The organism is Escherichia sp. MAL-1 (assembly GCF_052948035.1).
The window spans coordinates 3342823-3358636 of the sequence record NZ_CM129609.1; the positions used below are offsets into that span (position 1 = coordinate 3342823).

The following is a 15814-nucleotide window of genomic DNA, read 5'->3' on the forward strand; positions in this document are numbered from 1 at the left end:
GCCGAATGCGACCTACATTCACATGGCGCTTTTTACATCTGACGGTTTTTATTGAAGTTAATCAAACTACCCGCCTTGATAATCTCGCGCTCTTCAGCAGTCAGACTTTCCATATAGAGCGTAATTTCCGTTACCGGCGCATCTTCATGGATCACATAACCTTTAAACGTCGTACCCGGATTATCCAGCGCCGCTTTAATGCCAGGGATGTAAATGTAATCCCCCACTTCAAAGGTTGGCACTTCCGCCATCTGCAGCGGTAACATCCCCCAGTTGATGACGTTAGAACGGTAGCGTTTAGTCGCGTACTCTTCGGCAATATTCGCCAGACCGCCAATCACACGCTGGCAGCTCGCCGCCTGTTCACGCGCAGAACCATCGCCTGGTTTCACCGCATATACCATGCTGCCAATTTCAGTTTGCAGCGGATCAATATGCTCCTGACCAGCAATCTGCTTAATGCGCGCAAACACCTCTGTCAGCTCGCTGACATTCCCCGCCAGACGCTGATTTTCCAGCTCAGCAGTCGCTTTACTTCTGCCAACATAACCGGGATCGCGGCGTGACAGGGTAAACTCCGCCAGACCAATCGGATTTGAACGATAAGAAGAGGTTTCACCGGAAGGAATCAGTTCGTCGGTGGTGGTCACTTCGTCGAGGATCTTCGAGCACACTTTCAGGACGATATTGTCAGTCAGCGCACCCAATTCCGGCCAGTCTTTAATGTTCGGTCCGTAAATCAGCGGTTGCTGAGTTGCCCCTTTCACAAAGCCCTGATAAACACGGTTTTTATACGGCGTTACATCGAAGGCGTACTCCGGCACGTTGTCCCAGCAATCAAGTTCGCTGGCAGAGGTTAAATAGCCACCGTTTGCCGCAGTCGCAGCGATAGAACGAGCGTCCATCAACGCCACCGCTGACATCTGCCCATTAGCTGGCTTAGAGCCTTCGCGGTTCGGGAAGTTGCGCGTGGTGTGGCGAATACTTAATCCGTTGTTGATTGGCGTATCGCCCGCGCCAAAGCATGGGCCGCAGAACGCGGTTCTGATGATTGCGCCTGCGCCAATCAAATCTGCTACCACACCTTTTTTGGCGAGATCCATAAACACCGGCTGTGATGACGGGTAAACTGCCAGCGAGAAGGTGTCATTGCCACAGGATTGACCGCGCAGTGCATTCGCCGCCGCGATGACGTTTTCGTAGTTACCGCCAGAACAGCCCGCGATAATCCCCTGCTGCACTTTCAGGCGACCATTTTCCACTTTATCCAGCAGCGAGAGTTTGGCTTTACCGTGCGCCACGCGTTCGGACTCAATTTCAATCTCACGCAGAATGTCGGTCAGGTTCTGGTTCAGTGTGTCGATTTCATACACGTTGCTCGGGTGGAACGGCAGCGCAATCATTGGTTTGATGGCGCTTAAATCAACGCTGATGCAGCCATCGTAGTACGCCATCGGTTGAGGGTTAAGCTGGCAGTAATCCTGGCCGCGACCGTGCAGCGCCAGCCAGTTATGGACTTCTTCATCGGTTTGCCAGACAGAACTTAAACAGGTCGTTTCAGTGGTCATAACGTCAACGCTGTTACGGAAATCGGTAGAGAGCGCAGCAACACCGGGACCTACGAATTCCATCACTTTGTTTTTGACGTAGCCGTTTTTGAACACGGCACCGATGATAGCCAGCGCCACATCCTGCGGCCCCACATACGGCGCTGGTTTTCCGGTCAGATGCACCGCAACAACTCCCGGATAGTCGATATCCCAGGTGTCATTAAGCAGCTGTTTTACCAACTCACCGCCGCCCTCACCGACTGCCATTGTCCCTAATGCACCGTAACGGGTGTGGCTGTCTGACCCGAGGATCATTTTGCCGCCGCCTGCCATCATCTCACGCATATATTGATGGATGACCGCAATATGCGGAGGCACAAAAATACCGCCATAACGCTGAGCTGCCGATAAACCAAAAACATGGTCATCACCGTTAATGGTGCCGCCGACGGCGCAGAGTGAGTTATGGCAGTTGGTCAGCACATACGGCAGCGGGAAACGTTCCATTCCGGACGCTTTAGCGGTCTGTACAATACCAACAAAGGTAATATCGTGAGAGGCTAATGAATCAAACTTAATTTTAAGTTTATCCATATTTCCGGACGTATTATGAGAAGAGAGAATAGACCAGGCAATAGTGCCTTTTTTGGCTTCTTCTTTTTTAATTTCGCCGGTGAAATGTTCTTCGGCAATTATTTCGTTATTACTGGCGAGAAACACGCCTTTTTCAGATAACTTGATCATCAAATGCTCCAGATATCTGCGCACCGTGAAGTGCGCAGAAAGATAATAAATGGATATACTCTAAATAATTCGAGTTGCAGGAAGGCGACAAGTGAGTGAATCCCCAGGAGCTTACATAAGTAAGTGACTGGGGTGAGCGAACGCAAACGCAGCACATGCAACTTGAAGTATGACGAGTATATTTACAGCATGTTCCAGCCGATCAGCATATTCCACCACCACACGCCGAGGGTGATATGCACCAGGAAGGTTAATATCGTCAGTACCGCACCGACCAACCACCAGGATTTAATATCGTTATAACCCACGCCAAAGATGACCGGACCTGCCGCGCCGCCATAGTGAGTAACCATGCCGCCATAGGAGTTGGAGAACAACAGTGCCAGCGCGGTTAACATTAACGGTGCGCCGGAGACGTTCGCCAGCATGGCAAATACCGGTAACATAGCAACGATATAGGCACTACCGGAAGCGAAGAAATAACGCACGATAATGCTGAGGAAAATAATAACGAAGAAAGCAACGTTACCGTGACCATCAAATGCCAGGTTATTTTTAAAGACTTCAGCTAACCATTCGAAGAATTTAACTTTCGATAATAAGGAGCTTAAGCCGATAATACCGCCGTACCAGATTAAGGTATTCCAGCCGCCTTTATTTTTAACCACGTCTTCCCAGGTAACGATACCCAGCAGCAGCATGGTTGCCATAACAACGATTGCCACGGTGGATTCATCAACCCCCAGAGACTTACTGAAAATCCAGCCCAGCAGCGCCAGCACAAAGACACCGAGCAGCATTTTTTCGCGGATTTTCATCGGTCCTAGTTCGGCAAGGCCCGCTTTAGCGATGGTTTTGTTATCCACCTTCTTAATTTCTGGTGGATACATGGTGTAAATCACCAGCGGGGTGACCAGCAGCATAATGATGCCCGGCAATCCGGCTGCCAGCGCCCATCCACCCCAGCTAATTTGCAGGTGCAGAATGTCGTTGATCATTTTCAGCGCCAGAATGTTCCCCGCCATTGCGGTAAAGAACATATAGCTGGTGGTTTTGGTGACCATGTAAATGGACATCATCAGGTAATGTCCGACACGACGCGGACTTTTTTCCGGTTCGGACCCCAAAGCCACCGCCACGCTGTTGATGATCGGTAACACAATGCCGCCCGCACGCGCGGTGTTAGACGGTGTTGCCGGAGCCAGTACCAGATCGAGGAATACCGTAACGTAACCCAGACCCAGCGTGGTGTTACCGATTTTACCAATCAGCAGATAGGCAATACGTTTACCTAAACCGGTGGTCACAAATGCGGCGCTTAAGGTAAACGCCGAGAACACCAGCCAGGTGGTACCTGAAGAGTAACCGCTTAATACGGCGGTGGTTTTAAACGCACCGTCGGATAAGTTACCGACCACCACCATTGAGGCAGCAACGGCAATTAACAGTACGACAGGTTCCGGGAAAGGCTTGATAACCAGCCCCACAATGGCCGCCAGGTAAATACCAAAAAGCACCCACGCCAGTTCGCTTAATCCTGCCGGAGCTGGCATAAAGCCAATAATACATGGGATCGCTAATATCAGAATTAGCTTCCATAACGATTTCTTATTCATTTAAAATCCTGTTCTTTCTGTATGACTCATACAGAAGTCCTTTATTGATTGTCCTTATCCTGACAACGAATTTTTTCAGGGAAGATAAACTTCACCGGAAAATATTTTTCTGGTCGTCCGAATAACAGATGCGCGTAACGTCGTGGCATCCTGACCTTCATTACTTAAATGAACGTCGAGCGCACCACTGGGGTGTTCAATATTGATATTGCCGTATCCTACAGAAGGGACGATTTGTCGGGTGACGGTGCCTTCCAATGCACAACTACTGGAAATAGCAATAGCACCGGTTATCGCCAGCGCGAGATGGCAAGAATGCGGCATAAAATAACGCACATTAATTGCCCCGCCTTTCTGCGCTGGAGAAATAAGCACAGGTTTAGGGATAACCATATTACTGACATCACCTAAGCCCATTGCTTTACCCGCTTGTAGACGGATAGATTCAATGCGGGCTAATAATGCTTTGTCGGCATCCAGTTCCGCCGGTAATTCATAACCTGTTTTTCCCAGATATTCAGCCGGAATAATGACGACTGGCATCGCCATATCGATACAGGTCACCGGGACATCGTCAAAATAATCAATCTGATTATCAGTCGGGAAAACTTTTCCGGTTTTGGTTCCAGCGGCATTCAGGAAAGTGAGCGCAACCGGTGCGGCAGTACCCGGTACGCCGTCAATTCTGGCGCTACCCTCGTACTCGACAACACCATTTGGCGTTTGCACATCAGCTTCGATGAACGTACCCGTATTGACGTTGCGGATACGTACGCGAGTAACTGGCGAAGTCGCTGCAATCAAACCATTTTCAATGGCGAATGCCCCAACACCAGACAGCATATTGCCGCAGTTAGGCGTGGTATCGACACGTTGCTCATGAACGATTACCTGCGCAAACAGATAATCGACATCAGCACGCGGATCGCTGGAACGGCTAATAATGGCGACTTTACTGGTCAGTGGATTACCGCCGCCAATACCGTCAATTTCCAGATCGTTACCGGAACCCATAATTGCCATCAATATTTTATCGCGCTGCGTTTGATCTTCGGGTAAATGTTCCGCTAACAGGAACGCGCCCCTCGAGGTTCCACCTCGCATCATCACGCAGGGTATTTTTTTCATAATAATGCCCTCAATTTAAAAACATAACTTATTGCGATATGGTTACATTAAGGGCAAAGCATCTCTAATGACTTTAGCTCAACGATTAATAACATTTTTTCATTAATTTAAGTTGGCTAAATGCAGTTAAAATTTTTAACGGCCAGCCACCCAAAATCGTCGCTTCCATTTTCCGGAGTAATAATGAAGCATGAATTATCAAGTATGAAGGCATTTGTCATACTGGCAGAGTCCAGTTCGTTTAACAATGCCGCTAAATTACTCAATATTACGCAACCTGCATTAACGCGAAGAATAAAAAAGATGGAGGAAGATTTACATATTCAACTATTTGAGCGTACAACTCGCAAGGTTACGTTAACAAAAGCAGGAAAAAGGTTGCTCCCGGAGGCGCGGGAATTAATAAAGAAATTCGATGAAACGCTTTTTAATATTCGTGATATGAATGCTTATCATCGTGGTATGGTGACGTTAGCGTGTATTCCGACCGCAGTATTTTATTTTTTACCGCTGGCAATCGGTAAATTTAATGAGCTGTATCCCAATATTAAAGTGCGGATTCTGGAACAAGGCACGAATAATTGCATGGAATCGGTGCTGTGTAACGAATCAGACTTTGGCATAAACATGAACAACGTCACAAATTCATCCATTGATTTTACCCCACTGGTCAACGAGCCGTTCGTGCTGGCCTGTCGGCGTGACCATCCATTGGCCAAAAAGCAGCTTGTAGAATGGCAGGAGTTAGTGGGTTACAAAATGATTGGCGTACGCTCCTCCAGCGGCAACCGACTGTTGATAGAACAACAGCTGGCCGACAAGCCCTGGAAGCTGGACTGGTTTTACGAAGTGCGTCATCTTTCGACGTCATTAGGACTGGTGGAGGCGGGACTGGGGATTTCGGCGCTTCCTGGCCTGGCAATGCCTCATGCGCCCTATTCTTCGATTATTGGTATCCCATTGGTGGAACCCGTTATACGTCGAACATTGGGAATAATTCGCCGTAAAGATGCCGTACTTTCTCCAGCAGCAGAACGCTTTTTTGCCTTGCTGATTAATTTATGGACTGACGATAAAGACAATTTGTGGACCAATATCGTCGAACGCCAGAGACACGCGTTACAGGAGATAGGTTAATACACCGGCGCAGGAGAGACTGCGCCGGGTAAATCAGCGGTTAGTGTGCGTTAACCACCACCCACATTGGTCCCTGCCCGACCGCATAGCGGCCTTTTTCATGCAGTAGCCCCTGCTCGCCAACAATTTCGTATACCGAGATGTGGTGAGATTTTTGCCCAGCGGCAATCAGATACTTGCCGCTGTGATCAACATTGAAGCCGCGCGGCTGGGTTTCCGTTGGCTGGAAGCCTTCTTTACTCAACACGCTGCCATCTTCCGAAACGCTGAAGACAGTAATCAGGCTGGCAGTACGGTCACAGGCATATAAGTGACGCCCATCCGGGGTGATATGAATATCAGCCGCCCAACGGGTATCGGAGAAGTTTTCCGGCATCATATCCAGCGTCTGGACACATTCGATATTACCGTGCGGATCTTTCAGTTCCCAGACATCCACTGAGCTGTTTAACTCATTGACGCAATACGCATATTGTTCGTTTGGATGGAATACCATATGACGCGGGCCGGCCCCTTCAACGGTGGTCACTTCCGCAGGGTCCTGCGCCACGAGATGACCATCATCGCTGACCGTAAACAGGCAAATGCGATCCTGCTTTAATGCCGGAACCCACAGCGTACGGTTGTCCGGTGAGATATTGGCGGAATGGCAACCGTCCAGCCCCTCGACCACATCGACGACGCCCACTGGCAGGCCATCTTCCAGACGCGTTACGCTCACGTTACCCGCATTGTAAGAACCTACAAAGACAAACTGCCCCTGGTGATCGGTGGAAATATGCGTCGGACTACCCGGCAGCGCAGACTCTGCGGCAAAGGTCAGTGCGCCATCGTCCGGGGCGATACGATACGCCAGGACGCGAAACTCAGGGCGAACACCAACATAGAGATAACGTTTGTCCTGGCTGACCACCATCGGCTGCACCTGCCCCGGCACATCGACAACCTGTGTCAGCGTCAGTGCGCCTTCATGATTCAGGTTCCAGACGTGAATTTGCTGGCTCTCAGGGCTGGCGATATAAACTGTTTGCTTCATGAATGCTCCTTTGCATTTAGCAACTGACTGTAACAGCTAAAATTAGTCGCTTTTGGCGGTGAATGCTGAATTAAAACGCAGAATTTTGTCCGATAGTGGTATCGGTGTACCATTCGCGCAGACGAAAATTCTTAACCTTAATCTGGAATACGCCATGACCACACGCGTGATTGCTCTCGACTTAGACGGCACCTTATTGACCCCGAAAAAGACCCTGCTTCCTTCATCGATAGAAGCCCTGGCCCGCGCTCGCGAAGCAGGCTATCAATTAATCATCGTCACAGGTCGCCATCACGTCGCTATTCATCCTTTTTATCAGGCGCTGGCGCTGGATACACCTGCTATTTGCTGTAATGGCACCTATTTGTATGATTATCATGCAAAAACCGTGCTGGAAGCGGACCCAATGCCCGTTATTAAAGCCCTGCAACTCATTGAGATGCTGAATGAACACCACATTCACGGTCTGATGTATGTCGATGATGCAATGGTCTATGAGCACCCGACCGGGCATGTCATTCGCACATCTAACTGGGCGCAAACCCTGCCGCCGGAACAGCGTCCGACTTTCACACAAGTCGCTTCTCTGGCTGAAACGGCGCAACAAGTTAACGCCGTATGGAAGTTCGCCCTGACGCACGATGACCTGCCGCAATTGCAGCATTTTGGTAAGCATGTCGAACATGAACTGGGACTGGAGTGTGAATGGTCCTGGCACGATCAGGTTGATATTGCACGCGGCGGCAACAGCAAAGGTAAACGTTTGACGAAATGGGTTGAGGCGCAAGGTTGGTCGATGGAAAACGTCGTGGCATTCGGCGATAACTTTAATGATATCAGTATGCTGGAAGCCGCTGGTACAGGCGTGGCGATGGGCAACGCCGATGACGCGGTAAAAGCGCGCGCCAACATTGTGATTGGTGATAACACCACCGACAGCATTGCCCAATTCATTTATAGCCACCTGATTTAATCAGGCGGTTATCGACACACTTTTAATTTGCGCGTACAGCCACAGGCCAGGTTTGATCGCCAGTTCATCCCTGGCCCACGGGCTGATACGCGCCCACAGCGTTTTACCGCCGACTTCCAGTTCCACTTCCACCTGGCCGTTGTCGTCATAACTATTAACAACTTTTGCCCGCAATACGTTACGAATGCTGGTTTGCTGCGGCGGTTGTAAAACCAGAGAAACATCGGAAGCCTGAATGCGGATACGTAGCGCAGCTTGCAGCGGTTCGTCCAGCTTATTGACCCACAAATGCTGATCGCCCAGCGCCAGCGCGGTCATCGCGTAATGCGGATGATGCTCAAGCACCGTCACTTTCAGAATGCTACTTTGTTGCTCTTTCGGCAGCCACGGATTCATCACGCTACTGCCCCACACTTCCTCCAGCGCGCCAAAGGCTTTCACCTGACCGTTTTCCAGTACCATCACTCTGTCTGCCAGATGGAGGATCTCATCCAGCGAATGGCTGACATACAACATCGGAATGTTGATTTCCCGTGTCAGCCGTTGCAGATAAGGCAACAGTTCGCGTTTACGCGGAATATCCAGTGACGCCAGCGGTTCATCCAGCAACAGCAATTCCGGTGCTGTCAGCAAAGCCCGACCAATCGCCACGCGCTGTTTTTCGCCTCCGGACAGGCTGCCTGGTAAACGGTCAAGCAACGGTTCAATGCCTAAAAGCGCCACCAGCTTATCGAACTGATCGACCATACTTTTCGACATGCCGTAGCGCAGATTGCCACGCACTTTGTAATGCGGGAACAACCGCGCATCCTGAAAAACATAGCCAACGCGACGCTTTTCCGGCGTCAGGCAGATACCTTTTTCGGCATCATTTAGTACCCGCCCATTGAGGACAATCCGCCCTTTTTGCGGGCGCGTCAGTCCACTGATGGCGTTAATCAGCGAAGTTTTTCCGGCACCGGAGACGCCAAAGATAGCAGTGATGCCATTGGCGGGCAGCGTTTCATTAATAGTCAGGCAATGGTTGCCCAACGTCTGGGAAAAATTCAGTTCCAGCATGATTAGCGCCCCGCCCGTTCACGGCTGATTCTGGCCAGCCATTCTGAAATCAACAGGGAGATCATCGCCAGCGCAATAGAAATAATGCACAGTCTCGCCGCTCCACTTTCCCCGCCGGGGGTCTGGATCAGGGTATACATGGCAGAAGGAATGGTTCGCGTTTCACCAGGAATGTTCGACACAAAGGTGATGGTTGCACCAAACTCACCGAGAGAACGAGCAAAAGCCAGTACCGTACCAACAATAATTCCCGGTAAGGTCAGCGGTAACGTGATAGTAAAGAAAACGCGCCAGCGCCCGGCCCCCAGTGTTCTTGCGGCCTGTTCCAGTTTGACATCAACCCCTTCCAGCGCCAGACGAATTGCCCGCACCATCAGCGGAAACGACATGACGGCGGCAGCGAGAACCGCGCCGCGCCAGCTAAAGGCGAAGGTAATACCAAACCAGTCATACAGACGTTCACCGATAAATCCGCGCCGTCCCATCGAAACTAATAATAAGTAACCGACGACCACGGGCGGTAACACCAGCGGTAGATGCAGTACGCTGTCGAGCAGAGCTTTGCCCGGAAACGTGCAACGCACCAGTAACCAGGCAAAAAAGATCCCAAACGGCAGGCTAAACAGCACAGCCAGGGAAGAAACTTTCAGGCTTAATAAAACTGCCTGCCATTCTGGATCGGTCAGTATCATTACTTGATTGTAAATCCGTAACGTTTAAAGATTTCCGCTGCCTGCGGTCCCTTCAGATAATCATAAAATGCTTTCACTGTCGCATTGTTATGCCCTTCCACAACAGCAACCGGATATTCCACTTTTTTATGTGAATCTTCCGGGAAGGTGGCAACCACTTTTACCCCTTTGCTGGCAACTGCGTCAGAACCGTAGACAATGCCCAGAGGCGCTTCGTTACGTTCGACCAGCGCCAGCGCCCCACGAACATCTTCCGCTGGGGCCAGTTTCGGAGAGAGCGTATCCCATGCGCCCAGTTTTTGCAGTGCTTCTTTTGCATAAATGCCAGCGGGAACATGTTCCGGATCGCCAACCGCCAGGCGACCGCCATTCAGCAGTGAAGTCCAGTTGGTTTTGCTGTCGATGGTGAAATCTTTCTGCACGCTGGCTTTCGGTGCTACAACGACCAGGCTATTGCCGAGCAGTGTCTGACGCGTAGCTGTATCGATCGCTTTTTTATCAACCGCATAATCCATCCATTTCTGATCGGCAGAAATAAACAGATCCGCAGGCGCACCCGCTTCAATCTGACGGGCGAGAGTAGATGACGAAGCGAAAGAAGAAACCACATCCACGCCTTTCTCTTTTTTAAACTGCGTAGCAATGTCCTGCATTGCGTTAGTCAGTGATGCGGCGGCGAACACCGTGATTTTCCCTTCATCTGCCAGTGCATTGCCAGCAACAGCGAAAGAGAGTGCCGCCCCGGCAAACAAGTTCAACCATTTACGAGCCATTGGTAACCCCTTAATGTAACGTTATGTAGGCGACAATATAACGACTAACTCGGAATTTTCCCAGCAGTTATTGCTAACCTTTGTGAGGTAGATAAGAAAAAATATCGGCAGGAAAAGCAGGAAGTTGAGAAAAAGAAAATGCCCGACTAAGCGGGCATTCAGGGAATCAATGATTTTGTCCGGGCTGGTCTTTTTTACCAACACCAGAAAAGATGTTGAATACTTCACCAAGACCGTAAATCAGACCCAGGATGATGGCCATCACGACAGGTACCATGATTACGGCGAATACCAGACTTTTTAATAACTCTAACATGGTCAACTCCAGATATAGTCATGAGACTATTCTAACCGCTAAGCACAGAAAAGCACTCCCCTTTTGTGCGGTCAGCTTTGCGTGGCGTTCGTTTTCCGTCACAATAAGACTTTTGCCAGGACATTGTTATGCAGGCCGAAATCCTTCTCACCCTTAAGCTCCAACAAAAATTATTCGCCGACCCGCGCCGCATTTCGCTACTAAAACACATTGCGCTTTCCGGTTCCATTAGCCAGGGAGCGAAAGATGCCGGTATTAGCTATAAAAGCGCCTGGGATGCCATTAACGAGATGAATCAGTTAAGTGAGCATATTCTGGTCGAGCGCGCAACAGGCGGTAAAGGTGGCGGCGGCGCAGTACTGACCCGCTATGGTCAGCGACTGATTCAGCTCTATGACTTACTGGCGCAAATCCAGCAAAAAGCCTTTGATGTGTTAAGTGACGATGACGCCCTGCCGCTGAACAGCCTGCTGGCCGCGATCTCACGTTTTTCACTGCAAACCAGCGCCCGTAACCAGTGGTTCGGTACCATCACCGCCCGCGATCATGATGACGTTCAACAGCATGTTGATGTCTTACTGGCTGACGGAAAAACACGCCTGAAAGTCGCAATTACCGCACAAAGCGGCGCGCGTCTGGGGCTGGATGAAGGCAAAGAAGTGTTGATATTGCTAAAAGCGCCGTGGGTAGGTATTACTCAGGACGAGGCGGTCGCGCAAAACGCTGACAACCAATTACCGGGTATTATTAGTCATATTGAGCGCGGCGCAGAGCAGTGCGAAGTATTAATGGCGCTACCCGACGGGCAAACACTGTGCGCCACAGTGCCGGTAAATGAAGCGACTTCTCTTCAGCAAGGACAGAATGTCACGGCCTACTTTAATGCCGACAGCGTGATTATCGCCACGCTGTGCTAAGCGTGTTGACAATTTGTTATGAAACACGTATCCCTGTCAGTAATCGCTGCACAAAGTGGGATATAAAATGTCATCGTTGCAAATTTTGCAAGGCACGTTTCGTCTTAGCGACACAAAAACGCTGCAATTGCCTCAGCTAACGTTAAACGCGGGTGATAGTTGGGCGTTTGTCGGTTCGAATGGAAGCGGGAAATCGGCCCTGGCCCGCGCGCTGGCGGGGGAACTTCCGCTTTTGAAAGGTGAACGGCAAAGCCAGTTTTCCCACATCACTCGTCTCTCCTTCGAGCAATTGCAAAAACTCGTCAGCGACGAATGGCAGCGGAATAACACCGATATGCTCGGCCCTGGCGAAGATGACACCGGACGCACTACGGCTGAGATCATTCAGGATGAAGTAAAGGATGCACCGCGTTGCATGCAACTGGCGCAGCAGTTCGGTATTACCGCCCTCCTCGACCGACGCTTTAAATACCTTTCCACTGGCGAGACGCGAAAAACCCTGCTGTGTCAGGCGCTGATGTCGGAGCCTGACTTGTTGATTCTTGATGAGCCGTTCGATGGCCTGGATGTTGCCTCACGTCAGCAGCTGGCTGAGCGACTCGCCTCGTTACATCAGTCCGGTATTACTCTGGTACTGGTGCTCAATCGCTTCGATGAGATCCCGGAGTTTGTCCAGTTTGCTGGCGTGCTGGCGGATTGCACGTTAGCGGAAACTGGCGCTAAAGAGGAACTGCTCCAACAAGCACTCGTCGCGCAACTGGCGCATAGTGAACAGCTTGAAGGTGTGCAACTGCCGGAGCCGGATGAACCTTCAGCACGTCACGCCTTACCCGCCAACGAACCGCGCATTGTGCTGAACAATGGCGTGGTTTCTTATAACGATCGCCCCATTCTTAATAACCTTAGCTGGCAGGTGAATCCAAGCGAACACTGGCAAATTGTCGGGCCAAATGGTGCAGGAAAATCGACGTTATTAAGCCTGGTTACTGGCGATCATCCGCAAGGTTACAGCAACGATTTGACGCTTTTCGGACGACGTCGCGGCAGCGGCGAAACCATCTGGGATATCAAAAAGCATATCGGTTACGTCAGCAGTAGTTTGCATCTGGATTACCGGGTCAGCACTACCGTGCGTAATGTGATTCTTTCTGGCTATTTTGATTCGATTGGCATTTATCAGGCCGTTTCGGATCGCCAGCAAAAACTGGTGCAGCAGTGGCTGGATATTCTCGGCATTGATAAACGCACGGCTGACGCTCCGTTCCATAGTCTTTCCTGGGGACAGCAGCGTCTGGCGCTGATTGTCCGCGCACTGGTGAAACATCCGACGTTGCTTATTCTCGATGAACCACTACAGGGGCTTGATCCGCTGAATCGCCAGCTTATCCGCCGTTTTGTTGATGTGCTGATTAGCGAAGGTGAAACGCAATTGTTGTTTGTTTCGCACCACGCTGAAGATGCGCCTGCCTGTATTACCCATCGTCTTGAGTTCGTGCCGGACGGTGGACTCTATCGCTATGTGCTGACAAAAATATATTGAGTCGGTAGTGCTGACCTTGCCGGAGGCGGCCTTAGCGCCCTCTCCGGCCAACGGTTCGACGCATGCAGGCATGAAACCGCGTCTTTTTTCAGATAAAAAGCGCAATCATTCATAAACCCTCTGTTTTATAATCACTTAATCGCGCATAAAAAACGGCTAAATTCTTGTGTAAACGATTCCACTAATTTATTCCATGTCACACTTTTCGCATCTTTGTTATGCTATGGTTATTTCATACCATAAGCCTAATGGAGCGAATTATGAGAGTTCTGGTTACCGGTGGTAGCGGTTACATTGGAAGTCATACCTGTGTGCAATTACTGCAAAACGGTCATGATGTCATCATTCTTGATAACCTCTGTAACAGTAAGCGCAGCGTACTGCCTGTTATCGAGCGTTTAGGCGGCAAACATCCAACGTTTGTTGAAGGCGATATTCGTAACGAAGCGTTGATGACCGAGATCCTGCACGATCACGCTATCGACACCGTGATCCACTTCGCCGGGCTGAAAGCCGTGGGCGAATCGGTACAAAAACCGCTGGAATATTACGACAACAATGTCAACGGCACTCTGCGCCTGATTAGCGCCATGCGCGCCGCTAACGTCAAAAACTTTATTTTTAGCTCCTCCGCCACCGTTTATGGCGATCAGCCCAAAATTCCATACGTTGAAAGCTTCCCGACCGGCACACCGCAAAGCCCTTACGGCAAAAGCAAGCTGATGGTGGAACAGATCCTCACCGATCTGCAAAAAGCCCAGCCGGACTGGAGCATTGCCCTGCTGCGCTACTTCAACCCGGTTGGCGCGCATCCGTCGGGCGATATGGGCGAAGATCCGCAAGGCATTCCGAATAACCTGATGCCATACATCGCCCAGGTTGCTGTAGGCCGTCGCGACTCGCTGGCGATTTTTGGTAACGATTATCCGACCGAAGATGGTACTGGCGTACGCGATTACATCCACGTAATGGATCTGGCGGACGGTCACGTCGTGGCGATGGAAAAACTGGCGAACAAGCCAGGCGTACACATCTACAACCTCGGCGCTGGCGTAGGCAACAGCGTGCTGGACGTGGTTAATGCCTTCAGCAAAGCCTGCGGCAAACCGGTTAATTATCATTTTGCACCGCGTCGCGAGGGCGACCTTCCGGCCTACTGGGCGGACGCCAGCAAAGCCGACCGTGAACTGAACTGGCGCGTAACGCGCACACTCGATGAAATGGCGCAGGACACCTGGCACTGGCAGTCACGCCATCCACAGGGATATCCCGATTAAGGAACGACCATGACGCAATTTAATCCCGTTGATCATCCACATCGCCGCTACAACCCGCTCACCGGGCAATGGATTCTGGTTTCACCGCACCGCGCTAAGCGCCCCTGGCAGGGGGCGCAGGAAACGCCAGCCAAACAGGTGTTACCTGCGCACGATCCAGATTGCTTCCTCTGCGCAGGTAATGTGCGGGTGACAGGCGATAAAAACCCCGATTACACCGGGACTTACGTTTTCACTAATGACTTTGCGGCTTTGATGTCTGACACGCCAGATGCGCCAGAAAGTCACGATCCGCTGATGCGTTGCCAGAGCGCGCGCGGCACCAGCCGGGTGATCTGCTTTTCACCGGATCACAGTAAAACGCTGCCAGAGCTCAGCGTTGCAGCATTGACGGAAATCGTCAAAACCTGGCAGGAGCAAACCGCAGAACTGGGGAAAACGTACCCATGGGTGCAGGTTTTTGAAAACAAAGGCGCGGCGATGGGCTGCTCTAACCCGCATCCGCACGGTCAGATTTGGGCAAATAGCTTCCTGCCTAACGAAGCTGAGCGCGAAGACCGCCTGCAAAAAGAATATTTTGCCGAACAGAAATCACCAATGCTGGTGGATTATGTTCAGCGCGAGCTGGCAGACGGTAGCCGTACCGTTGTCGAAACCGAACACTGGTTAGCCGTCGTGCCTTACTGGGCTGCCTGGCCGTTCGAAACGCTACTGCTGCCCAAAGCCCACGTTTTACGGATCACCGATTTGACCGACGCCCAGCGCAGCGATCTGGCGCTGGCGTTGAAAAAGCTGACCAGTCGTTATGACAACCTCTTCCAGTGCTCCTTCCCCTACTCTATGGGCTGGCACGGCGCGCCATTTAATGGCGAAGAGAATCAACACTGGCAGCTGCACGCGCACTTTTATCCGCCTCTGCTGCGCTCCGCCACCGTACGTAAATTTATGGTTGGTTATGAAATGCTGGCAGAGACCCAGCGAGACCTGACCGCAGAACAGGCAGCAGAGCGTTTGCGCGCAGTCAGCGATATCCATTTTCGCGAATCCGGAGTGTAA

The 15814-nt window shown here is 50.9% G+C and carries 14 protein-coding genes; 6 read left to right on the forward strand and 8 right to left on the reverse strand.

Annotation, left to right across the window (positions count from 1 at the left end):
• Window positions 1-32: 32 nt before the first annotated feature.
• The 3 genes from ACU8XX_RS16705 to ACU8XX_RS16715 form a co-directional block, all read right to left on the reverse strand.
• Entirely contained in the window at window positions 33-2294 is a 2262-nt protein-coding gene (locus ACU8XX_RS16705) for a hydratase (RefSeq protein WP_000593906.1), read from the reverse strand.
• Window positions 2295-2476: 182 nt separating this feature from the next.
• Window positions 2477-3910, reverse strand: a complete 1434-nt coding sequence (locus ACU8XX_RS16710; protein WP_001036475.1) for an anion permease — start codon at window positions 3908-3910, stop codon at window positions 2477-2479.
• Window positions 3911-3985: 75 nt separating this feature from the next.
• Window positions 3986-5038, reverse strand: a complete 1053-nt coding sequence (locus ACU8XX_RS16715; RefSeq protein ID WP_240765216.1) for a 4-oxalomesaconate tautomerase — start codon at window positions 5036-5038, stop codon at window positions 3986-3988.
• Window positions 5039-5221: 183 nt separating this feature from the next.
• Here ACU8XX_RS16715 and ACU8XX_RS16720 point away from each other — a divergent pair, with 183 nt between their 5' ends.
• Window positions 5222-6175, forward strand: a complete 954-nt coding sequence (locus ACU8XX_RS16720) for a LysR family transcriptional regulator (RefSeq protein ID WP_000679972.1) — start codon at window positions 5222-5224, stop codon at window positions 6173-6175.
• A gap of 40 nt (window positions 6176-6215) precedes the next feature.
• Here the strand turns inward: ACU8XX_RS16720 and pgl are convergent, their stop codons facing one another.
• Window positions 6216-7211 carry a 6-phosphogluconolactonase gene (pgl, locus tag ACU8XX_RS16725; protein ID WP_016241984.1) on the reverse strand — a complete coding sequence of 332 codons (996 nt, stop codon included), beginning with the start codon at window positions 7209-7211 and terminating at the stop codon, window positions 6216-6218.
• 154 nt (window positions 7212-7365) lie between these two features.
• Between pgl and ybhA the strand changes: the two genes are divergently transcribed.
• Complete coding sequence (ybhA, locus tag ACU8XX_RS16730; protein ID WP_001300666.1) at window positions 7366-8184, forward strand: bifunctional pyridoxal phosphate/fructose-1,6-bisphosphate phosphatase; 819 nt, start codon at window positions 7366-7368, stop codon at window positions 8182-8184.
• Here the strand turns inward: ybhA and modC are convergent, their stop codons facing one another.
• From modC to acrZ, 4 genes are all read right to left on the reverse strand, one after another.
• Window positions 8185-9243 carry a molybdenum ABC transporter ATP-binding protein ModC gene (gene modC, locus ACU8XX_RS16735; RefSeq protein ID WP_000891692.1) on the reverse strand — a complete coding sequence of 353 codons (1059 nt, stop codon included), beginning with the start codon at window positions 9241-9243 and terminating at the stop codon, window positions 8185-8187.
• 2 nt (window positions 9244-9245) lie between these two features.
• Entirely contained in the window at window positions 9246-9935 is a 690-nt protein-coding gene (modB, locus tag ACU8XX_RS16740; protein ID WP_000604034.1) for a molybdate ABC transporter permease subunit, read from the reverse strand.
• Window positions 9935-10708, reverse strand: a complete 774-nt coding sequence (modA, locus tag ACU8XX_RS16745; protein ID WP_000101984.1) for a molybdate ABC transporter substrate-binding protein — start codon at window positions 10706-10708, stop codon at window positions 9935-9937. The genes modB and modA overlap by 1 nt, the downstream gene beginning before the upstream one ends.
• 166 nt (window positions 10709-10874) lie before the next feature.
• Window positions 10875-11024 (reverse strand): multidrug efflux pump accessory protein AcrZ, encoded by a 150-nt coding sequence (gene acrZ, locus ACU8XX_RS16750; protein ID WP_000891515.1) that lies wholly within the window; start codon window positions 11022-11024, stop codon window positions 10875-10877.
• 128 nt (window positions 11025-11152) lie between these two features.
• Between acrZ and modE the strand changes: the two genes are divergently transcribed.
• The 4 genes from modE to galT all read left to right on the forward strand — a co-directional run bounded on the left by modE (window position 11153) and on the right by galT (window position 15814).
• Window positions 11153-11941 carry a molybdenum-dependent transcriptional regulator gene (gene modE, locus ACU8XX_RS16755; RefSeq protein WP_001147439.1) on the forward strand — a complete coding sequence of 263 codons (789 nt, stop codon included), beginning with the start codon at window positions 11153-11155 and terminating at the stop codon, window positions 11939-11941.
• A 67-nt stretch (window positions 11942-12008) separates the two neighbouring features.
• Entirely contained in the window at window positions 12009-13481 is a 1473-nt protein-coding gene (gene modF, locus ACU8XX_RS16760) for a molybdate ABC transporter ATP-binding protein ModF (RefSeq protein ID WP_000096875.1), read from the forward strand.
• A 260-nt stretch (window positions 13482-13741) separates the two neighbouring features.
• Window positions 13742-14758: a UDP-glucose 4-epimerase GalE gene (galE, locus tag ACU8XX_RS16765; RefSeq protein ID WP_001265438.1), complete on the forward strand. Its 1017-nt coding sequence runs from the start codon at window positions 13742-13744 to the stop codon at window positions 14756-14758.
• Window positions 14759-14767: 9 nt separating this feature from the next.
• The gene (gene galT / locus ACU8XX_RS16770) at window positions 14768-15814 is read left to right on the forward strand and encodes a galactose-1-phosphate uridylyltransferase (protein WP_000191497.1); all 1047 of its coding nucleotides are present in this window, start codon (window positions 14768-14770) and stop codon (window positions 15812-15814) included.